The organism is Rhizobium sp. WSM1328, from assembly GCF_057653715.1.
Genome location: NZ_CM172788.1, coordinates 2,392,613 through 2,419,423, shown reverse-complemented (window position 1 = coordinate 2,419,423; position 26,811 = coordinate 2,392,613). Strand labels below are relative to the sequence as shown.

26 protein-coding genes and 1 pseudogene are annotated in these 26,811 nt (G+C 60.4%); 11 read left to right on the top strand and 16 right to left on the bottom strand.

Features of this window, described 5'->3' with window-relative positions; translation table 11 throughout:
- Positions 1-2: 2 nt before the first annotated feature.
- From AC2444_RS12295 to AC2444_RS12280, 4 genes are all read right to left on the bottom strand, one after another.
- Positions 3-215, bottom strand: a complete 213-nt coding sequence (locus AC2444_RS12295) for a hypothetical protein (RefSeq protein WP_012757891.1) — start codon at positions 213-215, stop codon at positions 3-5.
- Positions 212-1,165 carry a carbohydrate ABC transporter permease gene (locus AC2444_RS12290; protein ID WP_012757890.1) on the bottom strand — a complete coding sequence of 318 codons (954 nt, stop codon included), beginning with the start codon at positions 1,163-1,165 and terminating at the stop codon, positions 212-214. Before AC2444_RS12290 ends, AC2444_RS12295 begins: the two co-directional genes overlap by 4 nt.
- A complete protein-coding gene (locus tag AC2444_RS12285) occupies positions 1,162-2,130 on the bottom strand; it encodes a carbohydrate ABC transporter permease (RefSeq protein ID WP_012757889.1) in 969 nt (322 codons plus the stop codon). Before AC2444_RS12285 ends, AC2444_RS12290 begins: the two co-directional genes overlap by 4 nt.
- A 123-nt stretch (positions 2,131-2,253) precedes the next feature.
- Positions 2,254-3,579 carry an ABC transporter substrate-binding protein gene (locus AC2444_RS12280; RefSeq protein ID WP_128449152.1) on the bottom strand — a complete coding sequence of 442 codons (1,326 nt, stop codon included), beginning with the start codon at positions 3,577-3,579 and terminating at the stop codon, positions 2,254-2,256.
- Positions 3,580-4,150: 571 nt separating this feature from the next.
- Here AC2444_RS12280 and AC2444_RS12275 point away from each other — a divergent pair.
- The 5 genes from AC2444_RS12275 (at position 4,151) to AC2444_RS12255 (ending at position 10,616) form a co-directional block, all read left to right on the top strand.
- The gene (locus tag AC2444_RS12275; protein ID WP_012757888.1) at positions 4,151-5,596 is read left to right on the top strand and encodes an MFS transporter; all 1,446 of its coding nucleotides are present in this window, start codon (positions 4,151-4,153) and stop codon (positions 5,594-5,596) included.
- A 277-nt stretch (positions 5,597-5,873) separates the two neighbouring features.
- Positions 5,874-6,938 carry a sensor histidine kinase gene (locus AC2444_RS12270; protein WP_012757887.1) on the top strand — a complete coding sequence of 355 codons (1,065 nt, stop codon included), beginning with the start codon at positions 5,874-5,876 and terminating at the stop codon, positions 6,936-6,938.
- Positions 6,939-7,058: 120 nt separating this feature from the next.
- Positions 7,059-7,610, top strand: a complete 552-nt coding sequence (locus tag AC2444_RS12265) for a DUF924 family protein (RefSeq protein WP_012757886.1) — start codon at positions 7,059-7,061, stop codon at positions 7,608-7,610.
- Positions 7,611-7,702: 92 nt separating this feature from the next.
- A complete protein-coding gene (locus AC2444_RS12260) occupies positions 7,703-10,237 on the top strand; it encodes a mechanosensitive ion channel family protein (protein ID WP_012757885.1) in 2,535 nt (844 codons plus the stop codon).
- 112 nt (positions 10,238-10,349) lie between these two features.
- A complete protein-coding gene (locus AC2444_RS12255) occupies positions 10,350-10,616 on the top strand; it encodes a hypothetical protein (RefSeq protein WP_012757884.1) in 267 nt (88 codons plus the stop codon).
- A gap of 21 nt (positions 10,617-10,637) precedes the next feature.
- On the opposite strand, the gene arsK is transcribed toward AC2444_RS12255, so the two are convergent.
- The 7 genes from arsK to AC2444_RS12220 are packed head-to-tail and all read right to left on the bottom strand — an operon-like array spanning position 10,638 to position 15,025.
- Positions 10,638-11,873 carry an arsenite efflux MFS transporter ArsK gene (arsK, locus tag AC2444_RS12250; RefSeq protein WP_012757883.1) on the bottom strand — a complete coding sequence of 412 codons (1,236 nt, stop codon included), beginning with the start codon at positions 11,871-11,873 and terminating at the stop codon, positions 10,638-10,640.
- Complete coding sequence (gene arsH / locus AC2444_RS12245; protein WP_012757882.1) at positions 11,870-12,595, bottom strand: arsenical resistance protein ArsH; 726 nt, start codon at positions 12,593-12,595, stop codon at positions 11,870-11,872. Before arsH ends, arsK begins: the two co-directional genes overlap by 4 nt.
- On the bottom strand, positions 12,570-12,998 hold the full coding sequence (gene arsC / locus AC2444_RS12240; RefSeq protein WP_012757881.1) for an arsenate reductase (glutaredoxin): 429 nt from the start codon (positions 12,996-12,998) through the stop codon (positions 12,570-12,572). Before arsC ends, arsH begins: the two co-directional genes overlap by 26 nt.
- Positions 12,995-13,702, bottom strand: coding sequence for an aquaporin (locus tag AC2444_RS12235; protein ID WP_012757880.1), 708 nt, complete (start codon positions 13,700-13,702; stop codon positions 12,995-12,997). The genes arsC and AC2444_RS12235 overlap by 4 nt, the downstream gene beginning before the upstream one ends.
- Positions 13,699-14,142 carry an arsenic resistance N-acetyltransferase ArsN2 gene (gene arsN2 / locus AC2444_RS12230; protein WP_011652407.1) on the bottom strand — a complete coding sequence of 148 codons (444 nt, stop codon included), beginning with the start codon at positions 14,140-14,142 and terminating at the stop codon, positions 13,699-13,701. The genes AC2444_RS12235 and arsN2 overlap by 4 nt, the downstream gene beginning before the upstream one ends.
- Positions 14,142-14,672, bottom strand: coding sequence for an arsenate reductase ArsC (locus tag AC2444_RS12225; protein ID WP_012757879.1), 531 nt, complete (start codon positions 14,670-14,672; stop codon positions 14,142-14,144). The genes arsN2 and AC2444_RS12225 overlap by 1 nt, the downstream gene beginning before the upstream one ends.
- Positions 14,669-15,025, bottom strand: coding sequence for an ArsR/SmtB family transcription factor (locus tag AC2444_RS12220; RefSeq protein WP_012757878.1), 357 nt, complete (start codon positions 15,023-15,025; stop codon positions 14,669-14,671). Before AC2444_RS12220 ends, AC2444_RS12225 begins: the two co-directional genes overlap by 4 nt.
- Positions 15,026-15,067: 42 nt before the next feature.
- Here AC2444_RS12220 and AC2444_RS12215 point away from each other — a divergent pair.
- From AC2444_RS12215 to AC2444_RS12205, 3 genes and pseudogenes are all read left to right on the top strand, one after another.
- Positions 15,068-15,590 (top strand): annotated as a pseudogene (locus tag AC2444_RS12215) (DUF6428 family protein).
- Positions 15,591-15,721: 131 nt separating this feature from the next.
- Entirely contained in the window at positions 15,722-16,225 is a 504-nt protein-coding gene (locus tag AC2444_RS12210) for a DinB family protein (RefSeq protein WP_012757876.1), read from the top strand.
- A 79-nt stretch (positions 16,226-16,304) separates the two neighbouring features.
- Positions 16,305-16,856 carry a TetR/AcrR family transcriptional regulator gene (locus tag AC2444_RS12205; protein ID WP_244432218.1) on the top strand — a complete coding sequence of 184 codons (552 nt, stop codon included), beginning with the start codon at positions 16,305-16,307 and terminating at the stop codon, positions 16,854-16,856.
- On the opposite strand, the gene AC2444_RS12200 is transcribed toward AC2444_RS12205, so the two are convergent.
- Positions 16,842-17,825 (bottom strand): hypothetical protein, encoded by a 984-nt coding sequence (locus AC2444_RS12200; RefSeq protein WP_012757874.1) that lies wholly within the window; start codon positions 17,823-17,825, stop codon positions 16,842-16,844. The two genes, AC2444_RS12205 and AC2444_RS12200, sit on opposite strands and share 15 nt — an antisense overlap.
- Positions 17,826-18,233: 408 nt before the next feature.
- Here AC2444_RS12200 and AC2444_RS12195 point away from each other — a divergent pair, with 408 nt between their 5' ends.
- Together AC2444_RS12195 and AC2444_RS12190 are read left to right on the top strand one after the other, a co-directional pair.
- Entirely contained in the window at positions 18,234-19,064 is an 831-nt protein-coding gene (locus AC2444_RS12195; RefSeq protein ID WP_012757872.1) for a response regulator, read from the top strand.
- 186 nt (positions 19,065-19,250) lie between these two features.
- Complete coding sequence (locus tag AC2444_RS12190) at positions 19,251-20,582, top strand: diguanylate cyclase (protein ID WP_012757871.1); 1,332 nt, start codon at positions 19,251-19,253, stop codon at positions 20,580-20,582.
- Positions 20,583-20,619: 37 nt separating this feature from the next.
- Here the strand turns inward: AC2444_RS12190 and AC2444_RS12185 are convergent, their stop codons facing one another.
- The gene (locus tag AC2444_RS12185; protein ID WP_003540607.1) at positions 20,620-21,639 is read right to left on the bottom strand and encodes a GlxA family transcriptional regulator; all 1,020 of its coding nucleotides are present in this window, start codon (positions 21,637-21,639) and stop codon (positions 20,620-20,622) included.
- A 467-nt stretch (positions 21,640-22,106) separates the two neighbouring features.
- Here AC2444_RS12185 and AC2444_RS12180 point away from each other — a divergent pair, with 467 nt between their 5' ends.
- Positions 22,107-24,899 (top strand): DEAD/DEAH box helicase family protein, encoded by a 2,793-nt coding sequence (locus AC2444_RS12180; protein WP_012757870.1) that lies wholly within the window; start codon positions 22,107-22,109, stop codon positions 24,897-24,899.
- Between the two features lie 186 nt (positions 24,900-25,085).
- On the opposite strand, the gene AC2444_RS12175 is transcribed toward AC2444_RS12180, so the two are convergent.
- The 3 genes from AC2444_RS12175 to AC2444_RS12165 form a co-directional block, all read right to left on the bottom strand.
- Positions 25,086-25,286: a hypothetical protein gene (locus tag AC2444_RS12175; RefSeq protein ID WP_012757869.1), complete on the bottom strand. Its 201-nt coding sequence runs from the start codon at positions 25,284-25,286 to the stop codon at positions 25,086-25,088.
- A 341-nt stretch (positions 25,287-25,627) separates the two neighbouring features.
- Complete coding sequence (locus AC2444_RS12170) at positions 25,628-26,275, bottom strand: MarC family protein (protein ID WP_012757868.1); 648 nt, start codon at positions 26,273-26,275, stop codon at positions 25,628-25,630.
- Positions 26,276-26,381: 106 nt separating this feature from the next.
- Positions 26,382-26,786 (bottom strand): hypothetical protein, encoded by a 405-nt coding sequence (locus AC2444_RS12165; RefSeq protein ID WP_012757867.1) that lies wholly within the window; start codon positions 26,784-26,786, stop codon positions 26,382-26,384.
- Positions 26,787-26,811: the final 25 nt, after the last annotated feature.

Here is a 26,811-nt window from a genome sequence, read left to right as displayed (position 1 = left end):
GTTCACTCCGGGAATTTCGAGACGATGATGAACATGACGGTGCCTGCAAGCAGGGTGACCAGCGAATAGGTGTAGAGCACCAGCAGGAAGGGCTGGAACAGCATCAGGAAGCCGAGCCCGATCAACACGGTGGCGATGGTCTCCATCGGGCCGCGGCGCAGGAAGAACGACCGTTTCGGACGGGCAGGGGTGCGTGTTTCGATCAGGTGGCTCATTTGCGGACGGCTCCGAAGGTGATGCCGCGCAGCAGCTGTTTGCGCAGGAGAATGGTGAAGACCAGGATCGGAATCAGGAAGATCGTCGTGCCGGCGGCAACCGCCGGCCAGTCCTGACCGCCTTCGCCGATGATCGTCGGGATGAAGGGCGGCGCGGTCTGCGCCTCGCCCGAGGTTAGAAGGGCGGCGAAGGCATATTCGTTCCAGGCGAAGATCAGGCAGAAAATTGCGGTGGCGGCAATTCCTGTGGTCGCCTGCGGCAGCACGACCTTGCGGAAAGCCTGCAGGCGGGTATAGCCGTCGATCATCGCCGCTTCCTCATATTCGCGCGGGATTTCGTCGATGAAACCCTTGAGCAGCCAGACGGCGAGCGAGACGTTGACGGCGGTGTAGAGCAGGATCATGCCGAGCGCCGTGTCCGAAAGGCCGAGCTCGCGATACATCAGGTAGATCGGGATGGCGACGGCGATCGGCGGCATCATGCGCGTCGACAGGATGAAGAACATCAGGTCGTCGGCGAGCGGGATCTTGAAGCGGGAAAAGCCATAGGCGGCGAGCGTGCCGAGGAAGACCGCGAGGAAGGTGGAGCCGAAGGCGATCACCAGCGAATTGATGAAGCGCGGCAGGAAGTTTGACGGGCCTGCTATCACCATGTTGCGCTTGCGCGTCACCTCATCGCAGGTGCCGACCGGTGCCGGCAGCGAGGCGATATAATCAGGTGTCTGCCGCGTGCGCGTGGTGAACAGATTGCAATAACCTTCGAGCGATGGCGAAAAGACGATCTTCGGGGGATAGCTGATCGAATCCGGCGGCGACTTGATGCTGGTCAGGAAGATCCAGACGAGCGGGATGAGGGTGATCAGCGCGTAGAGGACGACGATGGTGCCGGCGATGCGCTTGCTGGACAGGCTCGGTACGACAACCGAATGGGCTGAGTTGGCGGCGCTCATCGTTGCTTCACCTTGTTCAATGCCTTGACGTAGATGTTAGCGAGGCCGAACACCGCGACGAAGAGGATGATGGCGAAAGCCGAGGCCCGGCCGGTCGCCCAGCTTTCGAAGGCGGCGCGTTTCAGCGTGATCGAGGCGACCTCAGTGACCGAGCCCGGCCCGCCGCCGGTGAGCAGCGTCACCATGTCGAACATCTTGAAATTCTCGATGCCGCGGAAGAGTACGGCGAGCATGATGAAGGGCAGGGCCATCGGCACGGTGATCGACCAGAACTGGCGCCATGGCGAGGCGCGGTCGACCTCGGCCGCCTCATAGATATAGTCGGGGATCGAGCGCAGCCCGGCTAGGCAGATCAGCATCACATAGGGCGTCCACATCCAGGTATCGACGATGATAATCGCCCAGGGCGCCAGCGAGACATTGCCGAGCATCTGGATATCCGACGTCGGGATGCCAGACACCATCGACACGGCATAGGCGAAGAGGCCGATCTGCGGCTCGTAGAGGAAGCGCCAGAAATTGCCGACGACGGCGGGCGACAGCATCATCGGGATCAGGATGATCGTCGTCCAGAAGGCATGGCCGCGAAACTTGCGGTCGATCAGGTAGGCGAGCGTGAAGCCGATCACCGTCTGCAATACGATCGTCCAGAAGACGAAATGCGCGGTAGTCTGCATCGCTTGCCAGATATCGGGGTCGTTCAGAACGCGCTGGTAATTTCCAAGGCCGACGCCCAGGACCGGCGCATTCGGCCGGTTGGCGCGGTAATTGGTAAAGGAGAGATAGACCGCCCAAAGCAGTGGGAAGATATTGATCGCCAAGAGCAGGGTGATGGCAGGCGCAATAAACAGCCAGGCGATCGCCCTGTCGGAGAGGCCGCGGACGCGCCGGGCGACCGAGGAGGGCGTTGCCCTCGCAGTCGCATCGGCTGCCTTCTCGACGATGGAGGAATGGGAAATGGTCAAGTCTTCACCTGGTATTTTTGGGGTACGGGGTCTATTAGGATATGAGAGATCTGGCGGCCCGGCTCGTCTGCCGATCCGGGCCGCCATCCTGTCGAGGATGGCACGCATCAGGGATGACACGCGTCAGATCTTGCCGTCGTCCTTGAAGACGTCGCTCCAGTCTTTCACCAGACCGTCGAGCGCTTCCTTGGCAGTGCCGTTGCCGGCGACCACGTAATTATGGACGCGCTTCTGCATGGCCTGCAGCAGCGAGGCGTAGCTCGGCTCGGCCCAGAAATCCTTGACGATCGCCATCGAGTCCAGGAAGGCCTGGGCATAGGGCTGGCTCTTGGCAAAGCCTGGCGCATTGACGACGGAGTTCAGGCAGGAAAAACCGCCGAGTTCCCACCATTTGGCCTGTACATTGGGCTGTGCGAACCACTTGATGTATTGCAGGGCGGCATCGCGTTTGTCGGAATAGGAGACCACCGAGATGCCCTGGCCGCCGAGCTGGGCGAAATGCGCCTTTTCAGCCGGATTGGGGAAGAAGCCGATCCTGTCGCCGCCGACCTTCTCGTCCTTGTAAAGGCCGGGCCAAGTGAAGGCGAAGTTCATCTGCATGGCGACCTGGCCGGATTTGAAGGCGTCGGCGGATTCGACCATGTAGACGTTGGAGCTGCCGGGCGGGGTGCAGCAATCATAGAGCGACTTGTAGAATTCGAGGCCCTTGACCGCGTCGGCCGAGTTGACGAAGCCTTCCATGTCATAGGGCTTCTTCGGGTTCTCGTACTGGAAGCCCCAGTCGTAGAGCACGTTGGTGACGCCCATGGTGATGCCTTCGGAGCCGCGCTCGGTATAGATCGAGGCGCCGTAGACGGTCTTGCCGTCGATCTCACGCTTCTGGAAGAACTCGGCGATCTGCTTCAGTTCGTCGTAGGTCTTCGGCGCTGCGAGATCGTGGCCGTATTTCTCCTTGAATTCCTTCTGCAGTTCCGGCTTCTCGAACCAGTCCTTGCGGTAGGTCCAGCCGACGACGTCGCCCATGGCGGGCAGCGCCCAGTAGTTCGGGGTGTTCTTCGGCCATTCCGAGTAGCCGACGACCGTCGCCGGCACGAAGTCATCCATCTTGATGCCTTCCTTGTCGAAGAAGTCGTTGAGCTTGACGTAATGGCCGTTCTCTGCCGAGCCGCCGATCCACTGGCTGTCGCCGATGATCAGGTCGCAGAGCTTGCCGTGCGAATTCAGCTCGTTGAGGAAGCGATCGGCATAACTCGTCCAGGGAACGAATTCGAACTTCATCTGCGTGCCGGTCTTGGCGGTGAAATCCTTCGAGAGCTCGACCAGCGCATTGGCGGGGTCCCATGCGGCCCAGCACAGGGTCAGTTCATCGGCTTTGGCGAGATTGGGCAATGCCGACGACATGACAAATGCCGTGGCCAGCCCGAAAAGGGCTTTCGATGTTTTCTGCATAAGTTCCTCCCAGAACTAAGGGCCGGCTCCCCGCCGGCGTCGCATGTTCACCCACTTCAGAGAATGCTCACATGAACTCCCCAATCATCATGTTTAGCAATATGTTTAGTGATATCTATTTTTATAAACATTGCAAGCGCCAATCGTTGCTGCGATGCGACAGGTGTCGCGCCACCTGGGCGGATAGTTTTGGGGGCCGATCTTTTCCGGCGGATCGCGAAAAATTCTTTGGCGAGCGTACCGATGCAGCGACATCTGGCCTCGCTGCGACATGGATCACACGGTATGGACTGCGCGCCGCTCCTGTTTTTCCCCGGAGCGGATCAAGCTTGGCCTCGCTTCGGCGGGGCCTTTTTCTTGAATCCTTTCTTGGGATTGATAGTGGCCAGCTATCCGGCTGCATCGGGAATATTCCTGCGTAGTGCGAGATTTAGCCTTTCCGGCCGGATGCAACGGGCGTATTCAGCCAGTGCGCAGCTTTCCAAGTCCGCGCACCTCCGCGCGTCAGATCTTCGATCGGCTTCCTTCCCGTTTCCCTGCCGCGTCATCCGGAATTTTTATTGGCAGATCGATGACCACGGCTGAGACGAGCGAGAATGGGCAAGAGGCGGCGAGCGGCCGCCAGGCGAAGATCGTGGCGCTGGTCGTTGCCGTTTCCTTCTTCATGCAGATCCTCGACGGCACGATCGTTACCACCTCGTTGCCGCAGATGGCGGCAAGTTTCGGCGTGCAGCCGGTGTCGATGAGCATCGGCATCACCGTTTACATGCTGACGATGGCGGCTTTCATTCCGCTGTCCGGCTGGCTTGGCGATCGGTTCGGCGCACGCCGCATCTTCCTGATGTCGATCGCTGTCTTTACCGGCGCCTCGCTGTTTTGCGGGCTGTCCGGCAGCCTTGCGGAATTTGTGCTGTGGCGCGCCGTCCAGGGGGCGGGCAGTGCGCTGATGACGCCGGTCGGGCGCATCATCGTACTGAAAAATGCCCGCAAGTCGGAACTCGTCCAGGCGATCGCGCTGATCACCTGGCCGGCACTGACGGCGCCGGTGATCGGCCCGGTGCTCGGCGGCTTCATCACCACCTATGCCAGCTGGCACTGGAACTTCCTCATCAACATCCCGATCGGCATTCTCGGCATCACGCTGGTGCTGCGTTTCGTGCCGGAGCAGCGCGAGACCAATCCGGGCCGGCTGGATCTCCTGGGCTTCGTCCTCAGCGCTGCGGGACTGACCTTTCTGCTCGCCGCGCTCGAACTCTCGGTCAAATGGGACGGCGGGCTTTTGCCCGTCTTATCAATGCTGGCGGCGGGCATCGTACTGTCTGTCATGGCGACGCGGCATTTCCTTGCCGTCGACAATCCGCTGCTCGACCTTTCTGCCTTCCGCATCCAGACCTTCTCGATGTCGACGCTGTCGGCGGGCACGGCCTGCCGGATGGCCATCAATGCGACGCCGTTCCTGCTGCCTCTGCTGTTCCAGCTCGGCTTCGGCCTCAGCTCGATTGCCGCCGGCACCTATCTGCTCGTCTATTTCCTCGGCAATTTCAGCATGAAGGCGGTGACGACGCCGCTGCTGCGCTTCTTCGGCTTTCGCACAGTGCTTGGGGTCAACGGGCTGATCGCCGCGCTTTCGATCGTCTGCTGCGGTTTCCTCTCGCCGCAGACGCCGCCATTTTTCATCCACGCGCTGCTTTTCCTTGCCGGCCTGTCGCGCTCGATGGAATTCACCGCTTTGAACACGTTGGCCTTCGCCGATATCGGCCCGGCGCAGCGAAGCTCGGCCTCGACGCTGTCGAGCATGCTGCAGCAGGTATCGATGCTGCTCGGCGTGGCGGTGGCGGCGGCCGTGCTCAACATCGGCTCGGCTCTCAGGGGCGCCGACAATCCGGTTCTTGCCGATTTCCGCTGGGCTTTCGTCGTGGTCGGCGCGATCGGCGTCGTCTCGTCGCTGCGCTTCCTGCAATTGCCGGCGGAGGCGGGGGCCGAAGTATCCGGCCATCGGAAATTCCAGAAAAGTTAGCTTGCTGCGGAACCAATCGGGCCGCTCGGCGTTTATGCATCTCATTTCAGGTTCTTCGTTTCCCCATCTCCTTCAACGGCTTCCATGGGATCCTCCCCAGGCCAGGGTCATGTTCTGAAAATGCCGGATTCCCAACATCCTTCTTCCGCGCCGCCTGCAACAAGAGCGAGGGATAACCGCTGTTTACCCCGGGCGGCCAATACAATACGACATTGCCATGCGGACGACTCGGACGCTTGCGGGCGGTCGTCGCTGCGAGAGAACGCCGGGAGACCGAATGAGCAATTCTAGCGGCGATGCGGATGCCCTGATCCACATCCTCTATATCGACGACGACGAGGGGCTTGCCCTACTGATGCAGAAAAACCTGCGTGGGCGTGGCTTTTCGGTCGAGCGGGCCGAGAGCGGCGCGGCCGGCCTTGCGAGACTCGGCGAAGGCGGTATCGACGCCGTCTTGCTCGATCATATCCTGGCCGGCGAGACCGGCCTCGACATTCTGCCCTGCATCACGGCGATGCCGGATCATCCGCCGGTGATCTATGCGACGGGTTCGGACGATACCAGCATCGCGGTCGCGGCGCTGAAGGCCGGCGCCGACGATTACATGCTGAAGGGGATCTCAGCCGATTATTTCGACCTGCTCGCCGCCGCCCTCGAACAGGCGCTGGAGCGGGCGCGTTTTCGCCGCGAGACGGCGCAGGCGCAGGAGGTGATCCGCCAGCAGCGCGACCTTGCCGAAATGCTGCTTACCGAAGTCAATCACCGCATCGCCAACAGCCTCGGCCTCGTCGGCGCGCTGATCCGTATGCAATCCTCGATGACCACGGATCAAGTGGCGATCGACGCGCTGCACGAAACGCAGATGCGCATCAATGCCATCGCCAGCGTGCACCGCCGGCTCTATACCAACCGCCAGGTCGGCTCGGTGCAGGTCGACGAATATCTGAACAGCTTGCTCACCGAACTCGAAACCTCGATGCGCGACGACAAGCGACCGCACCGGATCGTGCTCACCGCGCAGCCGGTCAATCTGGCGACAGACAAGGTGATCACGCTCGGGCTGATCGTCAGCGAGCTCGTCACCAATGCCTTCAAATATGCCTATCCGGACAGCGTGCCGGGCGAGATCCGCGTCATCGTCGACCAGACGGACGAGGCATTGCGTGTCATCGTCGAGGATGACGGCGCCGGTTTCGACCCATCGAGCCCGGCCAGGGGAACCGGCCTTGGTACACGCATTTTGACGGCGATGGCCGCCAGCTTGAAATCGGATTTCGCCTATGACCCCGGCCACGACGGAACCAAGGCGACGCTGGTGTTTTCGTTGCACGAGGTGAAGTAGCGTTTGACGCTGGACTCGACGATGTTTCTCTCGTTCGCCGCTATACAACAGGCCGTTTGTCCCATCTCTACAATAGTTTACCGACATCACAGCAAGGAACATGACGCTAGGGGAGGAGACATGACGACGATTCGCACACCGAAGGAAGTCTATGATTTCTGGTTCGTCAGATGCGGCCGGGAGCTGTGGTTCCGCGCGACGCCTGACCTCGACGCGGAGATCAGCACGGTTTTTCGCGATACCCATCAGGCCCTTGCCGCGGGTGTTGACGCCGAATGGCGGGCGGATGCGGAGAGCCGGCTGGCGGCTGTCATCGTGCTCGACCAGTTTCCCCGCAACATCTATCGCGGCACGGCGCTTGCCGTTGCGACCGATGGGCTGGCGCTTCGGGAAGCCAAAGTCGCGCTTGCGTCGGGCGCCGATCAGGCGGTCGAACCCGCATGCCGGACCTTTTTCTACATGCCGTTCGAACATGCCGAGGACCTTGGCGAGCAGGAGCGATCGGTGGAACTGTTCGGCGCGCTCGGCGATGCCGAATATCTCGATTATGCGATCCGCCACCGCGACGTGATCGCCACCTACGGCCGTTTTCCGCACCGCAATGTCATGCTCGGGCGGGAGTCCACGGCTGAGGAATGCGACTATCTCACCCGGCCCGATGCCGGTTTCTAAGGGTTTCCAGGGAGCTTCCGCCTTTCTGTCGCCTTTCTTTACTAAGACAAGCTGGCATTCTATTCCGACGACAACCTTTCCCGGAGGCGCTTTTGCGGCTGAGACCGATCCTGCTTCGCACCATTCTTCTGCTGACGCTGGCGGTCGCGGGCGCGCATTTCAAGGGTGTTGCGGCTTTCGCACAGGAGCCGCAGGCACCGGCGGCCGTGCAGGCGCCGCTCGCCGATACGCCGTTCGACCAGGCGACAAAGGAGATCGACAAGGCGAAGGTCCAACTGACGGCGCTTCAGGACGGCGTCAAGCAGAATGCCGACAACGACGATGCCCTGGTCGGGCTTGCGACCAAGGCCGACGAGCTCAGCCGCGCCGTCATCACCATATCGGTCAATCTTAGGCCGCGTTTCGACCAGATCAAGAACCGGCTTGCCGAGATCGGCGATCCGCCGAAGGACGGACAGCCGCCGGAAGCCGAGGTCGTCACCCAGGAGCGCAACGCGCTCGCCGCCGAACGCGCGCAGATCAACGCGCTGACGGGCGATGCCGAAAACCTCTCGATCACGGTGACGAAGCTCGTCAACGAGATCACCGAGATGCGGCGGCGGCTGTTTGCCGATACGCTGCTCAGGCGCACCGAGATTTCGGTCTCGGTGCTCGACGATGCCGGCAGCGCCTTTGTGCACGAGGCCAGCGAATTCTCGCAGGCGCTGTCGAGCTGGGCCACCTTCGTCTGGAAATTCAAGCGTTTCCCGATGTTTGCCGCGATCTTCCTGTCGCTTGCCGCGGCGCTGATCCTGCTCTCCGGCAGCTACCGGCTGTTCGGCTCCTACCTGCAGCGCGACGAGGCTGTCGAGAACCCGTCCTATATCGGCCGGCTGTCGATCGCCTTCTGGTCGACGTTGATCCGCACCCTGGCGCTCTCGGTGCTGCTCGTCACCTCGTTCTTTTTCCTTAACGGGTTCAATGTGCTGAGGCCCGACATCGCACCTGTCATCGGCGCGCTGTTCGGGGCGATCGGGCTCGTCTATTTCGTCGGCCGCTTCGTCAATGCCATCTTCGCACCGCACGAACCGCGCTGGCGCCTCGTTCGGCTTTCCAATCTCGGCGCGCGCTCGATCGGCTACTGCCTGCTGGCGATGGCGATCGTCAACGCGCTTGATTATCTGTTTGGCACGATCGGCGAGGCGATGGGCTCGCCGCTGGTGCTGACCGTGGTCAGAAGCCTGATCGCCGCGCTGATCATCGGTCTGATCCTGATCGCGGTCTCCTTCGGCAAGCCGATGCTGGCCAGGAACGGCGATCCCGATGCGCCGGGAAGGCATTGGCCGCGCGGCATGGCGATCATCCTGCGGGTAGTCGGCGCCGGCCTCATCCTCACCGCGCTGACCGGTTATGTCGGGCTCGCGCGCTTCGTCGCCACGCAGCTCATCATCACCGGCGCGGTCGTCGTCACTATGTATGTCGGCCTGCTTTCCGGCAAGGCGATATCAAGGCAGGAAAGCTTCGGCGACACCTTCTTCGCAAGCTTCCTGACGCGCCGCTTCAAGCTCGGGCCGGTGGCGATCGACCAGGCCGGCCTGCTTGTCGGCCTTGCCATCTATGCGGTGGCGCTTCTCGTCGGCATCCCGCTGATCCTGCTGATGTGGGGCTTCCATGTGCAGGACCTGCAGATTCTTGCCTATAGGCTATTCACCGAGGTCAGGCTCGGCGGTATCAGCATCTCGCTGCTCGGCATCTGCACCGGCATTCTCTTGTTTGCCGGCGTCTACCTGCTGACGCGCTGGCTGCAGCGCTGGCTCGACGGTAATGTGATGGCGAGAAGCCATGTCGATCTCGGCGTGCGCAATTCGGTCAAGACGGGCATCGGCTATCTCGGCGTCGGCATCGCGGCGATCATCGGCGTTTCGGCGGCCGGCATCGATCTGTCGAGCTTCGCGCTCGTCGCCTCCGCACTTTCGGTCGGTATCGGTTTCGGCCTGCAGAACATCGTCTCCAACTTCGTCTCCGGCCTGATCCTGCTCGTCGAACGGCCGTTCAAGGTCGGCGACCATGTCGTTTCCGGCACGGCCGAAGGCATCGTCAAACGCATTTCGGTGCGCGCCACGGAGATCGAGACCTTCCGCAAGCAGTCGATCATCGTGCCGAATTCGGAGTTGATCAACGGCCTCGTCGGTAACTGGACACACCGCAACAAGATCGGTCGCTCGGAAATTCCGGTTTCCGTCGCCTACAACGCCGATCCGCAGCAGGTGATGGACATCCTGCTGGAACTGACGGCCAAGATACCGCTCGTCATGCGCAATCCGGAGCCGCATGTCGAATTCCTGCGCTTTGGGCCCTATTCGCTGGATTTCGAGCTGCGTTTCTTCCTCGCCGATATGGGTGACGGCATGGCGGTGCGCAACAATCTCAGGATCGAGATCCTTAAGCGCTTCAAGGCCGAGGGCATCGAGATCCCGCTGCCACAGTCCGATCTTACCATCCATCGAGAGGCTCGTCCCGCGCTTGCCGATGCGGGCAGGGATCAACCCAACGAGCAGGAAAACTCGGCCGACACGCCCATGGAGGAGGAAGAGCAGCCGGTGCGGCAATTGCGCAGCAAGACGGCAGACGGCAATCGGAAAGGCTGAACGGGTCATTCAGCCATCATTCACAGCTATATGTGCATGATCTCCACTATCGGGATCGCTGCCGGGGGCAGCACCGATCGTTCGAGGGGAGGGCGCGCCAGCGCCGCCGCACATGATGGCAAGATTTGCCGCCGTTCTGCTTGTCCCGCTGCTTGCCACACCCGCGGCTGAAGCGGCATCCATCACCAACACCGATCCAGCCGCCGTCGTGCTCGTCATCACCGAGAGCGGCCAGCGCGTCGAGGTTGTGGTCGATGCCGGCGCTTCGGAAAACCTCTGTGCTTCCGGCTGCTTCATGACGACGCCCGACGGCGACCGCATCGGGCTCGACGGCGGCGAGACGATCGACATCGTCAAGGGCTCGGCCGTCGTCAAGTAGCGCCTGTCCCGACTAATGCGCTCAAGCTTCTCCGGGATTGGGAACAGGTTCCGGCCGGGCAACAACCGGGCGCGTCAGCCGCGTGATGGCGAAGAATGCGGCAACGGCGACGGTGCTGAGCAATGCAGCGATCGATAGTGACCATGATACGCCGAGATAGCCCATCAGGAAGGCAAGCGCGAACGGCGCCATCGAGGAGACGACGAGACGAACCGACATGATTTGTCCTTGCCGCCGGCCGTAGCCATCGCTTCCGAAGAGCGCGAGCGGCAAGGTTCCGTAGACGATGCTGTTAAGCCCCGAGCCGAGGCCGAAGACGACGGCGAAGACCAGCGCACCAGGCACCGAGGGTGCGGTGGCGATGAGGATGACAAGGGCTGTCGGCAGCAAGATGGCGCAGATGATCGCGAGCATCACTTGCGACAAGCTCTCGCCAAAGACCATGTTGATGAGGCGGCTCAGCACCTGTGACGGGCCGAAGAGCGTTCCGACCACCACTGCCATGGCGCCGAGGCCGAGGGCCGACATCACAGGCACCATGTGAACCAGAAGCGCCGAGTTCACGAAGCTTTCCAAAGCAAAGCCTGTCACCATCAGGATAAAGGCCAGCCTGCGCACCGACGGCGGAAGGCTCGGCTCGGCGCGTTTTGCGGCCTCCTCTCCGGTCCGTCCCCTGGTTTGGCTGATGCCACGGGAGAGCCAGGCATGAATGGGAAGGCAGACAACGAGATTGAGCGCGGCGAAAATCAGATAGACGTTCTGCCATGAGAGATGCGCATGCAGCGCCGTGGTGATCGGCCAGAAAATGGTTGAGGCGAAGCCGGCGATTAGGGTCAGATAGGTGATGCTGCGCTGGGCGACCTGCGGCCTGATCTGCACGAGCAGGGCGAAGGCTGCGCCATATTGCACCAGGTTCGAGGCGATCTCGATGCCGATCAATGCCGCGACGAAAGCGATCTTTCCCGGCGCGAAGGCGCAGGCGACGAGGGCGGCGGCGGCAATCGCCGAGCCCGACGTCATGATCCTGCCTGCGCCGAAGCGATCAATCCACGTGCCCATGAGAGGTGCGGCCAGACCGCCGATCAGAAGGGCCACAGAGAGCGCGCCGAAGATCCATTCAGATGACCAGCCCAAATCACGGGCCATGTCGGGGGCGAGGATGCTGAAGCTGTAATAGAGCGATCCATAACCGATGATCTGCGTCAGCCCGAGCGCGGCAATGGCCGCTACCGGTGGTCGTTCGGTGCTGATTGTCATAGGGATCTGAGGCTCACGCGCTGTTCGAGCTTTTCGGCTTCTTCCTTCCTCTCGCTGTAGCGGTCGGTCAGATAGTTCGAGGCATCACGGGTCAGCAGCGTGAACTTCACCAGTTCCTCGCAGACGTCGACGACGCGGTCGTAATAGGACGAGGGTTTCATACGGCCGTCCGCGTCGAATTCTTGGAAAGCTTTTGCAACCGAGGACTGATTGGGAATTGCGATCATCCGCATCCATCGTCCAAGGATGCGGAGCTGGCTTACCGCATTGAAGGACTGGGAGCCGCCAGAGACCTGCATCACCGCCAGCGTCTTGCCTTGCGTCGGCCGAACAGAGCCGACCGACAATGGAATCCAGTCGATCTGCGCTTTCATGATGCCGGTCATCGCGCCATGACGTTCGGGGCTGACCCACACCTGGCCTTCAGACCATGCCGACCATTCGCGCAACTCCTGAACTTTCGGGTGGCTCGCCGGCGCCGCATCAGGCAGCGGCAGACCTTCCGGATTGAAGATGCGCACTTCGCAGCCGAAATATTCGAGCAGCCGCGCGGCCTCCTGTGCGAGGAAGCGGCTGTAGGACACTGCTCGCAACGAGCCATAAAGGATCAGGATGCGCGGCTTGTGCGTCGAGAACGCCGGCCTGAGCGCGTCCATATCCGGTTGACGCAGATGCATCGGTGATATGGCAGGCAAATCAGACAATGCGCTTGCCTCCGGCATCGAGCACCTTCTCGCCGTCTTCCTTGGTGAAGGCGCCCTGATGCGTTTCCGGCAGGATTTCGAGAACAAGTTCCGAGGGCCGCGACAGACGCGTGCCGAGCGGCGTGATGACGAAGGGCCGGTTGATCAGGATCGGGTTTTTCAGCATCGCGTCCAGCAATTGCTCGTCGGTAAGATCAGGGTTGTCGAGGCCGAGCTCCGCATAGGGCGTGCCCTTTTCGCGGATCGCCTCGCGAACGCTCAAACCGGCATCCGCAATCACCTTGATTAGCTGGTCGCGCGACGGCGAGTTTTTCAGATATTCGATAACGTTGGGCTCAATGCCGGCGTTCTGGATCATCGCAAGCGTGTTGCGCGAGGTGCCGCATTCGGGGTTGTGATAGATCGTAACATCTATGGTCATGAGGCGGATTCCGTCTTGGTGAGAGTTTCAGGATCGCGGGCTTCCATCAGCAGCCATCCCGCAAGCATCAGCGCCAGCAAGGCGCCGAGGACTTCAGCGGCGATAAACCCCGGTAGATCGATCGGGCGGATGCCGGAAAAGGTGTGCGTCAGCGATCGAGCAATCGCGACGGCGGGATTGGCAAAGGACGTGGAGGCGGTGAACCAGTAGGCGGCGGTGATATAAAGGCCGACCAGCCATGCCACGGCATCGGCGCGAAAGCGCACACCGGCTAAGATGACGAAGACGAGGCCGAAGGTTGCCGTCACTTCAGAGAGCCATTGCGCGCCGCCGGTGCGCACGGTTTCCGAGGCCTGCAGCACGGGAAGGGCGAACATCGCATGAGCGAGCATCGTTCCGGCAATGCCGCCGACGATCTGCGCGGCGATATAGGGGGGAACGGAGGAGGCAGGCAGTTCGCGCCGGAGCGCAAACACCAGCGACACGACCGGATTGAAATGAGCCCCGGAAATCGGGCCTAAGATCGTAATCAGGACGACGAGGATTGCCCCCGTTGCCAGCGTATTGCCGAGCAGCGCAAGCGCCGTATCGTCCGTCAGGCTATCCGCCATGATGCCCGAGCCGACGACGGTTGCTACGAGCAGCAGCGTGCCGAGCGCTTCGGCGACCAGTCGTCGAGACGGGGGAAACATCGGCGCGCTCATGCCGGCAGGCTCCGGACCATCAGGGCGGCCGATGCCGGGCACAGGCTTGCGGCCTGCCGCGTCGTCAGGATCTCGGCCGGCGCTTCATCGCGGGCGATCGGACGAAAGCCGAGCGATTGAAAGAAGGAGGCGGCTGTTTCTGTCAACAGATAGGCGGCAGTGGCGCCTTTCCTTTGTGCCTGATCGAGCAGGCTAAGGGTGATCGCATGGCCGAAGCCAAAGCCTTGCTGATCGGACAGCACGACAATGGAACGCAGGAGTACAGTCTCGCCATAGAGTTCCAGCCCGCCGAAGCCGACCGTCTCGCCGCCACGTGAAAACCGATAGAAGCTTCGGCCGGCGTCTGTGAGGTCATCGACCGGAAGCCCGGCGCCTGCGAGCGCGCCGCGAAGTCTGTCGTCGTGCCCTTCCAAGGCCTGCTGGTTCAAATCGAAACCCATCAGCTCGCCTTGGGCTGTTTAATGCTGGCGCCTTCCATGGTGCCGATCTGGCGCAGGTGCGATTCCAGGGCGAGCTTGTCGATCGAGGAAAGAGGCAGGCTCAAAAAGGCGCTGATCCGGTTCTTGAGGAAGCGGGCGGCCTGCGCGAAAGCGCGGCCTTTGTCGACTTCGCTGCCCTCGACGACAGCCGGGTCCTCGACGCCCCAATGGGCGGTCATCGGATGACCGATCCAGACGGGACAAGCCTCGCCGGCAGCGCTGTCGCAAACCGTAAAGATGAAGTCCATCTCCGGAGCGCCCGGCTCGGCGAATTCGTCCCAGCTCTTTGAACGGAAGCCGACTGTTGGGTAGCCCTGCGCCGCAAGCTCCTTCAGCGCATAGGGATTGACTTCACCCTTCGGCTGGCTGCCGGCCGAATAGGCCTTGAATCGACCCTTGTCTTCGGTCTCAAGGATGGATTCAGCCAAGATCGAGCGGGCAGAATTGCCCGTGCAGAGAAAGAGCACATTGTAAATGCGGTCAGGGGTCATTGCAATTTCTCCTTCATTTTAGGGGCGCAGCAGGCCGCGACCTCCGCGGCAGGTGCGCAGATTTCCGGATGCCCGGAACAGCAATCTTCCATCAGAAAGCGAACCAAGCCACCAAGTGCCTCGTAGTTCGCGGTGTAAATGATCGATCGGGATTCACGCTGTTGCGCGATCAACCCCGACCGTTCCAGCTCTTTCAGATGGAAGGAGATATTAGAGGGCGAGACCTCCGCCTTCTCAGCGATCGCGCCTGCCGCCATGCCGTCGGGACCCGAAACCACGAGCATGCGGACGATGTGAAGGCGGGTTTCCTGCGAGAGCGCGCCGAATGCGATGAGGGCTTGACGTTGATCCATATTTCAATAATCCTTGAATCATTGAAACGAGGATTAGCGCTAATGAACGTCATCGACAACAGCAAAATTCAAGAGAACGAAATCGATCTCGGCCTGCTGCAGTGTGCTTACCGGCGCCAAGGATTCTCCGCTGATTTTCTATTACGACGGCAAGGCGGTAAAGCCTGGCTATCATGTCACCGAGGTCAAGGCGGGCCAATTCTCGGCGTTGGATTGCGGCGCCAATCCTGAAGCGTGGGCGGAAATCTTCATCCAGCTCTGGGATATCGAGGAAGGCGACCGCACGCATATGCTGGCCGGCAAGTTCCATGCAATCATCCGCAAGGTTTCCGATCATGTGCAACTGGATGGTTCGGCGAAGCTGACCTTCGAAGTCAGCGACGGCGTGCGGCCAATGCAGCTTTATTGCGCAGCGATGCCGGTTCTCCGTGCCGGCGCCGTCCATGTTGCGCTTTCGCCGCGGCCGTCAAGCTGCAAGCCGCGCGACCGATGGCTGGCAGAGGAGAACAGCAAGGCGGCGGCCTGCTGTGGGCCGCAAGCGGCAGCGAGCGGCTGCTGCGCGTAACGACACATAAGAACGCGCGGCAGGGCAGGTGGCAGAGAGATCGGGATCGTATTGACTGACCACCAGTCAGTGATGTAGGTGAGGCTGCCGGTTTGATGTCGGCGCCACCCGTTTCATATCCGGAGATCGTAATGAGCGCGCAGCCCCTGTTGAACTCGCTGTTCCAATACAAAGCCAGCGTCGACGACAAGCTTCTCGATGCCTTGTACGCGCTCGGGGCTGAGGTGCGATCCGACGAGTTCCGATCGGCCCTTCGCGTGCTCAATCACGCCCATCTCGTCGATCGCATCTTCACCGCCAATCTTCAACGGCTGGATCACTCCTATGCGGCGAGCTGGAGCAGCGAAGCGCCGCCTTTGGCACAGTTGTCCTCCGATATCCGGGATACGGATCGTTGGTATATCGATTACACCTCGCGTATAACGCCCGAGGAAATGGAGGAGGTCGTCGACTTCACCTTCACCGATGGCGGACGCGGACGCATGTCCCGCGAGGAGATGCTGGCCCATGTGGTGACGCATGCCGGCTATCATCGCGGTGAAGTCGGTCGTCTGCCGCCTGAGATCGAGATTACCGCAATGCGCGACGTGTTTACCGGCTATCTGCACAGGACCGATCCCGCGCGCCGTCAATGAGAGTGGACCAGTCTTGCCGCCGGCCAATCCTGTTTCAAAACCGAGAACCAAGCCCCCCGAAGAGCGGCGTGACGAGCTGATGACCGCGGCCGAGCGGCTGTTTCTGGAAAAGGGCCTGGAGCAGACCACGATCGAGGAGATCACGACCGGGGCGGGGGTCGCCAAGGGCACCTTCTACCTGCACTTTTCCTCGAAGGCCGATGTTCTCCAGGCGCTGCGCGCCCGCTTCGTGCAGGGCGTGCTGGATGGCATCGTCGCGGCGGTCGAAGGACGGCGGCACGAGGATTGGCGCGGGAAGCTGGCGGCCTGGTCGACGGCATGCGCCACCGGCTATCTCGACACCGCCGGGCTGCATCACCTCGCCTTCGTGGCAGCCCCTCCCGCAACAAGGGAAGGGCTTTCGCGCAACATCCTGATCGATCATCTGAACGAATTGCTTGCCGCCGGCGCTGGCGAGAATGTCTGGTTGGTCAGGGATCCCGGCTTTACGGCGGTGTTTCTGTTCAACGCCCTGTACGGTGTGGTCAATCAGCCCGGCATCGGTGAGACGCCCGCGGCCCGCGCCGAATTGCTGCGGGCGCTTGAGGGGCATTTCCTACGTGGACTGGGATTGCCGTCAGGCATTGATTGAGGGCTGGGCATCCCACCATCTGAGCACCCGCATCGCTCGGAGCGTCACCCACCGCGAGGGCTTGCCTTGCCCGTCATCGACCTCGAACCACACCCGACCGGCAGGGCTGTTGTCGAGCGGCCAGCTGCCGTCCTGCAGGCGTCTGGAACGAAGGTGGTCGATCGCCTCGCCGAGACGCGGATCGGGATTCGCGCCGGTTAGGATCGCGCCGGCGCGGAAATAATCGAGCGCGCGCAAAATGTCGTAGCGCCACCGGTTCGGATGCAGGAGGTGAAGGAAGCGTTCGTCGGCCGGCTCGCCGGTGCCAAGGCGGCGGAAGAGGTTGCGGGCCAGCAGAAACTCCTCGCCCGTCCTGCGCGCCTCTCGAGACCGATGCGTGCCGCCGGTCGATCTCTCATATTCCAGCAAGCCTTCCAGCACATTGATGGTGCTGGCGAACGACGAGCGGACGGAGCCATTGATCCGCTCGCAGTTCCAGCCGCCGTCGTCGAGACGCTCACCGGCCAGCCTGTCGACGATGGGCGAGACGTCGACGCCGAAATAGGCGCCGTCGGCAACGGTGCGACCGTTGATGCACTCCTCGACTTCGCCCTCCCAATAGGGCTGGCCACCTTCTTCCCAACGGGCGTTGGCGCCGATCAATTTGACGGTGCGCCGGACGCAGCCACAGGCGGGATCGAGACCGAATTCCCGCAATTGCGACAGCGAGAAGGTGGTGGCCGTCCACGGCTGGCCACGCTCCTCCCACTCGAGCGGGTCGAAACCGGCGGGCAGGAAGGCACCGCCTGCCCATTGCCCGTCCTCATCCTGGCAGGAGAGCAGCCTGGCGCCCCAGCCCTCGGTCTCGACTTTGGCCCGCTCAGTCATCCATTCCCGCTCCGGGGCATCGAGAAGGTCGCGCATCACCTGCCATCGGATCGACGGGTCGGAGTCGAGAAGCCATTCGATCACCGGGTCGGATTGGATCATGGGCGAACCTGTCGGCGGGTCGGGGTCGATGGCTCGTTTATAACCGCTTCGGCCAAGCGGTGCCAGCCGGATGGGCTCGTCGGCCGCGCCACCAACGGCGCCTTCGGCTTCCGCATCAACCGCTCGCCGGCGCTTGCCATGCTGCGGCCGGATTGCGCCAAGGAGGGCACGAAACCGAAGATCAAAACGTCGGTTCGACCTATAATGCGACGGTTGTCGGCGAAAACCCGTGCGACGCCGAGAATGCGGCGCTTCGCGCCTGATTTCTTAATCATATCCGCAAAGAAGTTGGAGGCGGCTCGATCGGGCCGCCTCTTCATTTATATCCAGGCGTGCCGATTAATAATTACTCAAATCAATTGATGTATCAGTTTGATCCGGGGACAGATTTTACATCAAAGGTTTGCTATGGCGTTTCTAGGTATTTCGGGGATGCAATATTCCGGGGAAATGTTTGCGGGTGCGCGCATTATTGTCGCGGAAGATTCCAACGTATTCACCTCGATGATCAGCAAACGCCTGAAGGAGCTGTTCGACATCGATGTCGAGATCTGCCGCAACTTCGAGGATCTGCAGGTTTCCTACGACAAGTCTTCCGATCCGATCACGCTGGCGATCTCGAACATCAACCTGCCCGGCGCCGAAAACGGCGAAGCGCTCGAATATCTGGTCGATCTCTCCATACCCACAATCGTCTTCACCGGCACTTTCCATGAAAACATGCGCGACAAGCTGATGGCCAAGGATATCGTCGACTATATCCTCAAGGACAATATCTTCGCCGTCGACCTGCTGGCGGAATCGATCTGCCGCTTCCTCACCAATCATCGCCACCACGTGCTGATCGTCGACGATAGCGCGACCGCGCGCGCCCTGCTTTCGAGCCGGCTGAAGCGCTACAATTTCCGTGTCAGCGTCGCCGAGAGTGGCGGCAAGGCGCTGGAGATCCTGAAGGCCAACCGCGATATCGGCCTTGTCATTACCGACTACAACATGCCGGACATCGATGGCTTCGAACTGACGCGGCGCATCCGCGCCAGTATCGGCTCGCACGAGCTGCGCATCATCGGCGTTTCCTCCTCCTCGAACCGGCTGCTTTCGGCACGATTCCTGAAAGCCGGCGGCAATGATTTCATGCTGCGTCCCTTCATCGACGAGGAGTTCTACTGCCGCGTCAACCAGAACCTCGATACGCTGCTGCAAATTCAATCGATGCGTAAGGAGCGGGCGGTTGCCTGACGACCCTTCCAGTATCGGTGTCGCCAGGGCGGCGGAAATGATGGTCGGGGACAGTCGTCGAATTTTTGCAATTACAAGTAACAGCGCCATTATTTGTCCCCTTCACGCGCACAGGTCTCTCGGTTATCGTCCCCGCCGGGGAGAGGGCCGAGTCGTGCCCGTCAGACGCATGGGGGAATAGCGGCTGTGGCTTTTCAAGCGGATTTTCTGCGGGATGGCATCGGGTTACGCTCCGGCGGGCTCAAAATACTTCTGGTTGAAGATTCCCGGATGTTTTCCGCCGTGCTCTGTCACCGGTTCCAGACGGAGCTGGGCCTTGCCGTCAAATCATGCCCGTCGCTGAAGGCTCTTCGCAAGGAACTTGCCGACGACGCTCACGGCTACACTATGGCCGTCGTCGATCTCAACCTGCCGGATTCGCCCTATGGCGAAGCGCTGGACTGCACGATCGAGCACGATATCCCGGCGATCGTCTTCACCGCGACATTCGATCTCAACACGCGCAACAGGATCATGGAGCGCAATGTCATCGATTACGTGCTGAAGGACAATGAATTCGCGCTCGACAATCTGGTCGCCACCGTCCGGCGGGCGATCTCCAACCGCAAGACGCGGGTGCTCGTCGTCGACGATGTCGTCTCGGCGCGCCAGGTGCTCGTCGATCTCCTGAAGGCACAACAATATCTCGTCGTCGAGGCAAATTCGGGGCTCGAGGCGCTGGCGGCGCTCGAGGCCTACAGCGATATCGAGCTCGTCGTCACCGATCACCACATGCCCGATATGAGCGGCTACGAGCTGACGCGGCGCATCCGCCATCGATTTGGCTCGGACAGGCTGCGTGTCATCGGCGTTTCCTCCTCCAACGACCGCATGCTTTCGGCGAGCTTCCTCAAGGCCGGCGCCAGCGATTTCGTCTACCGGCCCTTCGTCGCCGAGGAGTTGCAATGCCGCATCGCCAACAATGCCGAAACGCTGGCGCAGATGCGGCAGCTGAGGGCGGCGGCGGCCTGCGACTATCTGACCGGCCTCTATAACCGCCGCTATTTCTACGACAACGGCCCGAAGCTGGTGAACGAGTGCCTGCGGCTGAAGGTGCCGAGCTCCGTCGCCATTCTCGATATCGACCATTTCAAGCGGTTGAACGATACCTATGGCCACGAGATCGGCGACAAGGTGCTGAAGGCTGTCGCAAACAGGCTGTTCACGATCTTCGAAGGCAGCGACAATCTTCTCTCGCGGCTCGGGGGCGAGGAATTCGCCATCCTTTTCCCGCAGATGGATTCGGCAGCCGCAACCAAGCTCTGCGACGAGATCCGCTCGGACATTTCGCGGCTGAAAGTCACGGCCGACGATGAGGAACTCGGCGTCACGATTTCGATCGGCATCGCCGAGATCGCCGGTTACGAAACCTTCGAAAATTACCTCAACGCCGCCGACCAGTTTCTCTACATGGCCAAACACAGGGGCCGCAACCAGGTCTATTCCGACGCCAAGATGACGGAAGAGGCGGCGCAGTAGCGCCTATGAGGGTGGGGCCAAGCCGCCGCCCTTAATCTCAGGCGGCGACGGCCTGGCGAGCGGTCGCCATGGTCATCTTGCGCTCGGCGCGCTCCTGTTGCGGCGAGCGATGGTAGAGTTCGCGATAACACTTGGAGAAATGCGAGGCGGAGACGAAGCCGCAGGCAACGGCGACCTCGACGACCGGCATCGAGGACTGCACCAGGAGGTGGCGCGCACGGTCGAGACGGATTTCCAGATAGTAGCGGGCCGGCGAGCGTCCCATTTCCTGGCGGAACAGCCGTTCGATCTGGCGGCGGGAGAGGCCGGCGCCGTCGGCGATTTCGATCAACGACAGCGGCTCGGCGAGATTGCCTTCCATCAGCTCGATGATCGACAGAACCTTGGCATTCTGCACGCCGAGACGGGCGCGCAGCGGCAGACGCTGGCGGTCGTGCGGGTTGCGCACGCGGTCAGTCAGGTGCTGCTCGCAGATGCGGTTGACAAGGCTTTCGCCAAAGTCCTCGCCGACGAGGTTCAGCATCATGTCGAGCGAGGCGGTGCCACCGGCGCAGGTATAGAGATTGCCGTCGATCTCGTAGAGATCGGCATAGACCTCGGCCTGCGGGAAGGCTTCCGAAAAGCCCGGGAGGTTTTCCCAGTGGATGGCGCAGCGCTTGCCATTCAGGAGGCCGGCCTGGGCAAGCACATGCGCGCCCGTACAGAGGCTGCCGACGGCGACACCGCGATTGTAGCATTCACGCAGCCAGGCATTGACCGACTTGTTGTTGAACTGCTCGACATCGATGCCGGAACAGACGAGGACCATGCCCGGCCGGTTTTCGCCGCCGAGATGACGGCGCTCCTCGGCAAGCGAGGAATTTGCCTCGACGCCGATGCCGCAGGAGGAATAGACCTTTTCTCCATCGACGGAGGTCAGCCGCCAGGTATAGGCCTGATAGCCGAGCATGCGATTGGCGATGCGCAAGGTGTCCACGGCCGCCGAAAAGGGCAGCATGGTGAATTGCGGTACCATAAAGAAGACTACCGAACGCTTCTTGATCTGCATCCTGTTCATAGCAAAATCCATGCTCGAGGGGCGATGACACATTCGTTGCGCGGAATGCGTCGCGCCGATGTCCTGAAAGCGACACTGGCATGGAAAAATGCGGCCGGGAAGAGCAAATATGCGACATCGCCGGCGATTTGGCCGATCAAGCCGTGGGAACGGCTGCGGGCAAGGCAAATGAGAGGCTCATAGGCGACTGAAATTCAATGTTGAAAATGGCTTAGGAATGGACGATCAGGCCACGAAAAAGGCGGCGTTGCACGAGGCAGGCGCCGCCCTTATCTGGGGAGGAATGTCGCATTCATTACAGCCAGCTGATGTTCATTGCGCTGTCGTTGAAATTTCGTCAAAAGGCATGCGGGAAGCATAACTGGCGCTGCATGACCCACGCCAAGATGGTGCAGTGTTTCCTGAAGAGTATTTTAGTCGGAGCTTCCACAACGACTCGTCGCATTTAATCCAAAAGGCAGCATTGAATGAAGGACCTCGCTTTTCAGGGCACGTGGCGAGCATATCAGCAGAAGATACTTGATGATCTTGCAAATCTCATCGGCGATGACGGATTGCATATTGTCGCGGCACCCGGCTCCGGTAAAACGGTTTTAGGTCTTGAAGTGATGTGCAGGCTCGGCGAGGCGACTTTGATTCTGGCTCCGAGCAAGACCATCCGGGACCAATGGGCGCATCGGCTGCGCACGATGTTCCTGCCCCCCGACCTTGCGGAACCGGAGTGGATTTCCCACGATGTGAGAGCGCCCGGAACCGTCACGATCATCACCTATCAAGCTCTGCATGCGGCGTTCTCGGGCCATCCGTCCGAAGAAGAAGTCCTCGACGGTGAAGAGGAGGGCAGCGACGGGGCGGAATCCGGCGAACCAGGCAAGCAGGAAACGGAGAAGGCGAGAAAGAAAATCATCGCGAAGCTGCGCGAGGAGAAGGTTCGCACCCTTGTGCTCGATGAAGCGCACCATCTTAGAAACGAGTGGTGGAAGGCGCTGACGATGCTCAAGGAAGCACTAGGCCAACCCACTGTCGTCGCGCTGACAGCTACGCCTCCTTATGATGTAGATCCTCAGGAATGGGACCGCTATCAGGCGCTTTGCGGGCCGATCGACGGTGAAATTTCCGTGCCGGAACTTGTGTTGCAAGGCGATCTTTGCCCGCATCAGGATTATGTCCACTTCAGCCTGCCGAGTGCGCTGGAAGCACAGAAGCTGGCCGAGTTTCGCGCGCAGATCGGAGACTTCATTGAAACGCTGCTTGAGAGTGCAGAATTCAAAGAGGCAATTCTGCGCCATCCATGGATTACGCAGCCGATCGAGAATGTGGAGCATATACTGGACGATGCACGCTTTTTCTCCAGCATGCTCATCTTCCTGAATTCCCAATATGTCGACCTGCCGCAGTCGACTCTCGACATTCTCGGCGTCAAGGTGCGTGAAATACCGGATCTGACGCTTCAATGGATAGAGGTATTGCTGAACGGCGTTATCTACACCTATCGCAATGATTTCGAAGAAGCTGAACAGGCAATCCGCTGCCAGCAAGACAGGCTGAGGGAAATTAGGGCAGTGGAGCACAGCAGAGTGCGACTGACTGATCCACGATCGGTTCAGAAGCTGCTGGTATCAAGCGCGAGCAAGCTAAACGCGATCGTCGATATTACCCGGCTCGAAAGCGCGTCGATGCGTGACGAACTCCGTATGGTTATCCTTTCCGACTATATAAGGAAGGATGCGCTGCCCACTGCCCCCGCGGACCTTCAGCCCATCGAGAGAATGGGCGTCGTGCCAATCTTCGAGACGCTGCGGCGGTCCGAACTTGATCTCAAGCTTGGAATTCTGACCGGGAGTCTGGTTGTCATTCCGGCGGGGTCAAAAGGAATTCTTGACGAGATCGCAGACCGTCTTGGTATAGGTGCAGAACATATCCGTTATCAACAGACGGCATTCGATGCCGGCTTTCTGAGCGTGGAACTTGGCGGCGAGCTGAGCCGCAATATTGTCCATATGATCACTGAACTGTTCAGTCGCGGCGGGATCACGGTCCTGGTCGGCACCCAAGCTTTGCTGGGTGAAGGATGGGACGCACCGTCCGTAAACACTTTGATCCTGGCAAGTACGGTGGGATCATACGTGCTCTCCAATCAGATGCGCGGTCGTGCCATTCGCATCGATCCTCGAAGCCCTCAGAAGGCCGCGAACGTCTGGCATCTGGCGGTCATCGACCCTGAAAAGCTCGAGCAGAGAATACCGCTGCGCTTCGGGAGGAAATCGACCGACAGAAAAGCGCCCGATCCCTATGACACCATGACAATAGACCTGGGCAGCGACGTCGATGCGCTAAAACGCCGATTTTACGCGTTTGAAGCTTTGTCCTTCGGCGAGCCTCCGCTGATCCAAAGCGGTTTTCAACGATTGATGCTGGGTACTGCCAAATGGAATGCGCGCGGTGTTGATGACATCAACAAAATGATGGAACGGAGGGCTGCAGACCGCAAATCACTGAAATTCCGCTGGCATAGCGCGCTGCACAGCAAACGCGCCGTTGCGAGGATGCAAGAAACATTGGAGAGCAACTATGCCCCTAAGGGGCTAGTTAACTGGAATACGACAAAGTTTCTGTTTGCGCACAGCGCCGCGCTCGCCGGCATGATCTTGAACGGATTTTTGCACAGCTTTCGCGTTACGCACATCCGATCGCTCCAACAACTGGAGTTGGTCCTGTTCGTTATGTTCGCAATACTGGCCATCTTCTGCTTGCCGGGTGCACTCAAAGCTAGTCTGTTGCTGCTGCGGAACGGCTCCCTGGAAGGGAGCATGGAGCAAGTGGGAATAACCGTTCTGGAGACGCTGCATCATATGGGCGTCATAAGGACCGAATTGGGAAAAGTGAGTGTCGAGGCGACGCTCGACCAAAACGGCATGATTTACTGCCGGCTTGAGGGTGCCACGACAATTGAGCGGTCCCGCTTTCTCGACGCTCTACGGGAAGTCCTCATTCCCCCACAGAATCCCCGCTACATTCTCGTCAGGTCGTCAAAATTCTGGCGGCTGAACCGGGTGGATTATCATGCAGTCCCGTCGATCATCGGCCGGAAAAGGGAGGATGCCATATATTTCGCCCAGCTGTGGAATCGTTACGTCGGTTATTCGGAACTTGTATACACGCGCAGTGCCCAGGGTCGCCTGAAACTGCTCCAATTCCGCGCGAAGTCATTCGCTTCTGCGTTTACAAGGAAAACCGATAGAATTAGCCGGTGGGAGTAATTGGGAAAGCCTGATGCTGGCTCCCACCTGCCGCGGCGCGTTTGCGCCTGATATGCAGTTGCGGGGCCATCCAATGCCGGAAAGGCGAGCGACAATCGATAAGCAGATTCGGGAATTCGGAAGAAGAAAAAGGTGGCGTTGCACGAGGCAGGCGCCGCCCTTATCTTGGGAGGAATGTCGCATTCATTACATGGTCCGGTGTTTGTTGTCGTCCGTGCTCGGCCAGCCGATGTCCTTGCGAATGTCGAAGGGCATGGCTTCGATTTCGCGGGCCGTCTGCCAGCGCGTCCAGGCGAGCACAAGCTTACGGGCATAATCTGCCAGGTCGAAGCGGCTTTCGCTGGAGGTGAGGGACTTACCACCACCGCGATAGGTGAGAGTGGTCATTTTCCGGTTCCTTTCTAGGGTCAAGGGCATGGTCGTCAATGGGAGGTTCGTCCATGTCCATGATCCTAATATGGGCCTTGAAAACTCATCATTCAAACGAATAGAACTTATGGATAACATCAGAGATATTGAATGATCGTTGCGTGCCCGCCGGCCGTCTATGGCACCTTTGCAGCCTGTCATCGAGCTTAATCCCCCGGCTTTCCGTGCAGGGGGATCGCAAATCTGCAGCTAAACATGATGCCGAGATGCGTGAGCGGTTTCGGACGACATCACGCTCTATTTCTTGATTTAGAGTCCCGGTTCAAATTTTAGGTCGGTCCGGCCGAAAATTGTCGGATCTAGTGTGCCGCGCCCGGGGTGATGATCCCGAGATTGCCAAGCCCGACGACGATCAACTGGACTGCGACTGCGGTCAGCAGAATGCCGAAGACCACCTCCGAGACGATCATGGTGACCGGCTTCATACGCTTGGCGAGCTTGTCGATGTTGGTGAACACCAGATAGTCCAACGCGCCGACGATCAGGATCAGGCCAATGACGAGTATCGCGCTGGTGATCGAGACGACTTCACCGGAGGCGATGATGATGACCGTAATGCCGACAGGATTGAGCAGGTAAGGGACCGCAAGCGGAAATACGGCCAGCTTGTCTGGATCGACTGGCGCCGCAATGTCGTCATGCGGCTTCTCTATCGGTCCTGATGCCATCTTGATCGCGATCAGCGCGAGGATGATGCCGCCGGCGACGGCGACGGCGCCGCCCGTGATGTGGAGAAGCCGCATCAGCAGAGCGCCGGTGGCGAAAAGGATCAGGGCCGTGACAACGGCGATCATAACCATCTGGCGCCCGATGCGCACCTTGGTTTGGGTATCGAAGGCGTGGGTCTTTTCCAGAAACGGCACCAGGGCAATCTTCGGCCCCATGCCGATCAGAAGCAGCAGGAGAAGTTTTCCGACGAGTGCGGCATCGATGACTGTGAAATCCATGGAACGTGCCCTCTAAATTTGTGACGCGGAAATTGAGACCCTCCCCAGCTGGGGGAGGATAGTGACGAAGAGAACCAAACGAACTCGCCGGTCTTTCTGCGAGCACTCAGCGCGGGCACACGTCCCAGAAGCCTGTCGTCTTGGCGGGCGAGGTGTAATACCAGCATTGACCGGACTGTGGCGGCGTACCTGCCAAGGACACGGCGGCAGCTCCGGCGACGAAACCGATGGCAGCACCTGCGGCGATGGCGGTCCCTGGACGCCAATAGCGGCGAGGGGCGACGACCACGACGCCACGCCGGACGGGCGGGCGAACGACTGGAGCGGTTCGGCGTCCGACCGCAGCGCATCCGCGTGGTCCGCAGGCTGCGGCGCCACAGCCTCTCGGACCGCATGCCGCCACGCCACGACGGGCGGCTTCGGCCGTTTCGGGAACGAGGACGGGCGCGCTGACCGTCATCATGACGGCAAGTGTCGCAAGCATGTGCGATAGAATGACCAGGATCTTCATTTCATTTCCTCCCATTGCTCTCGTG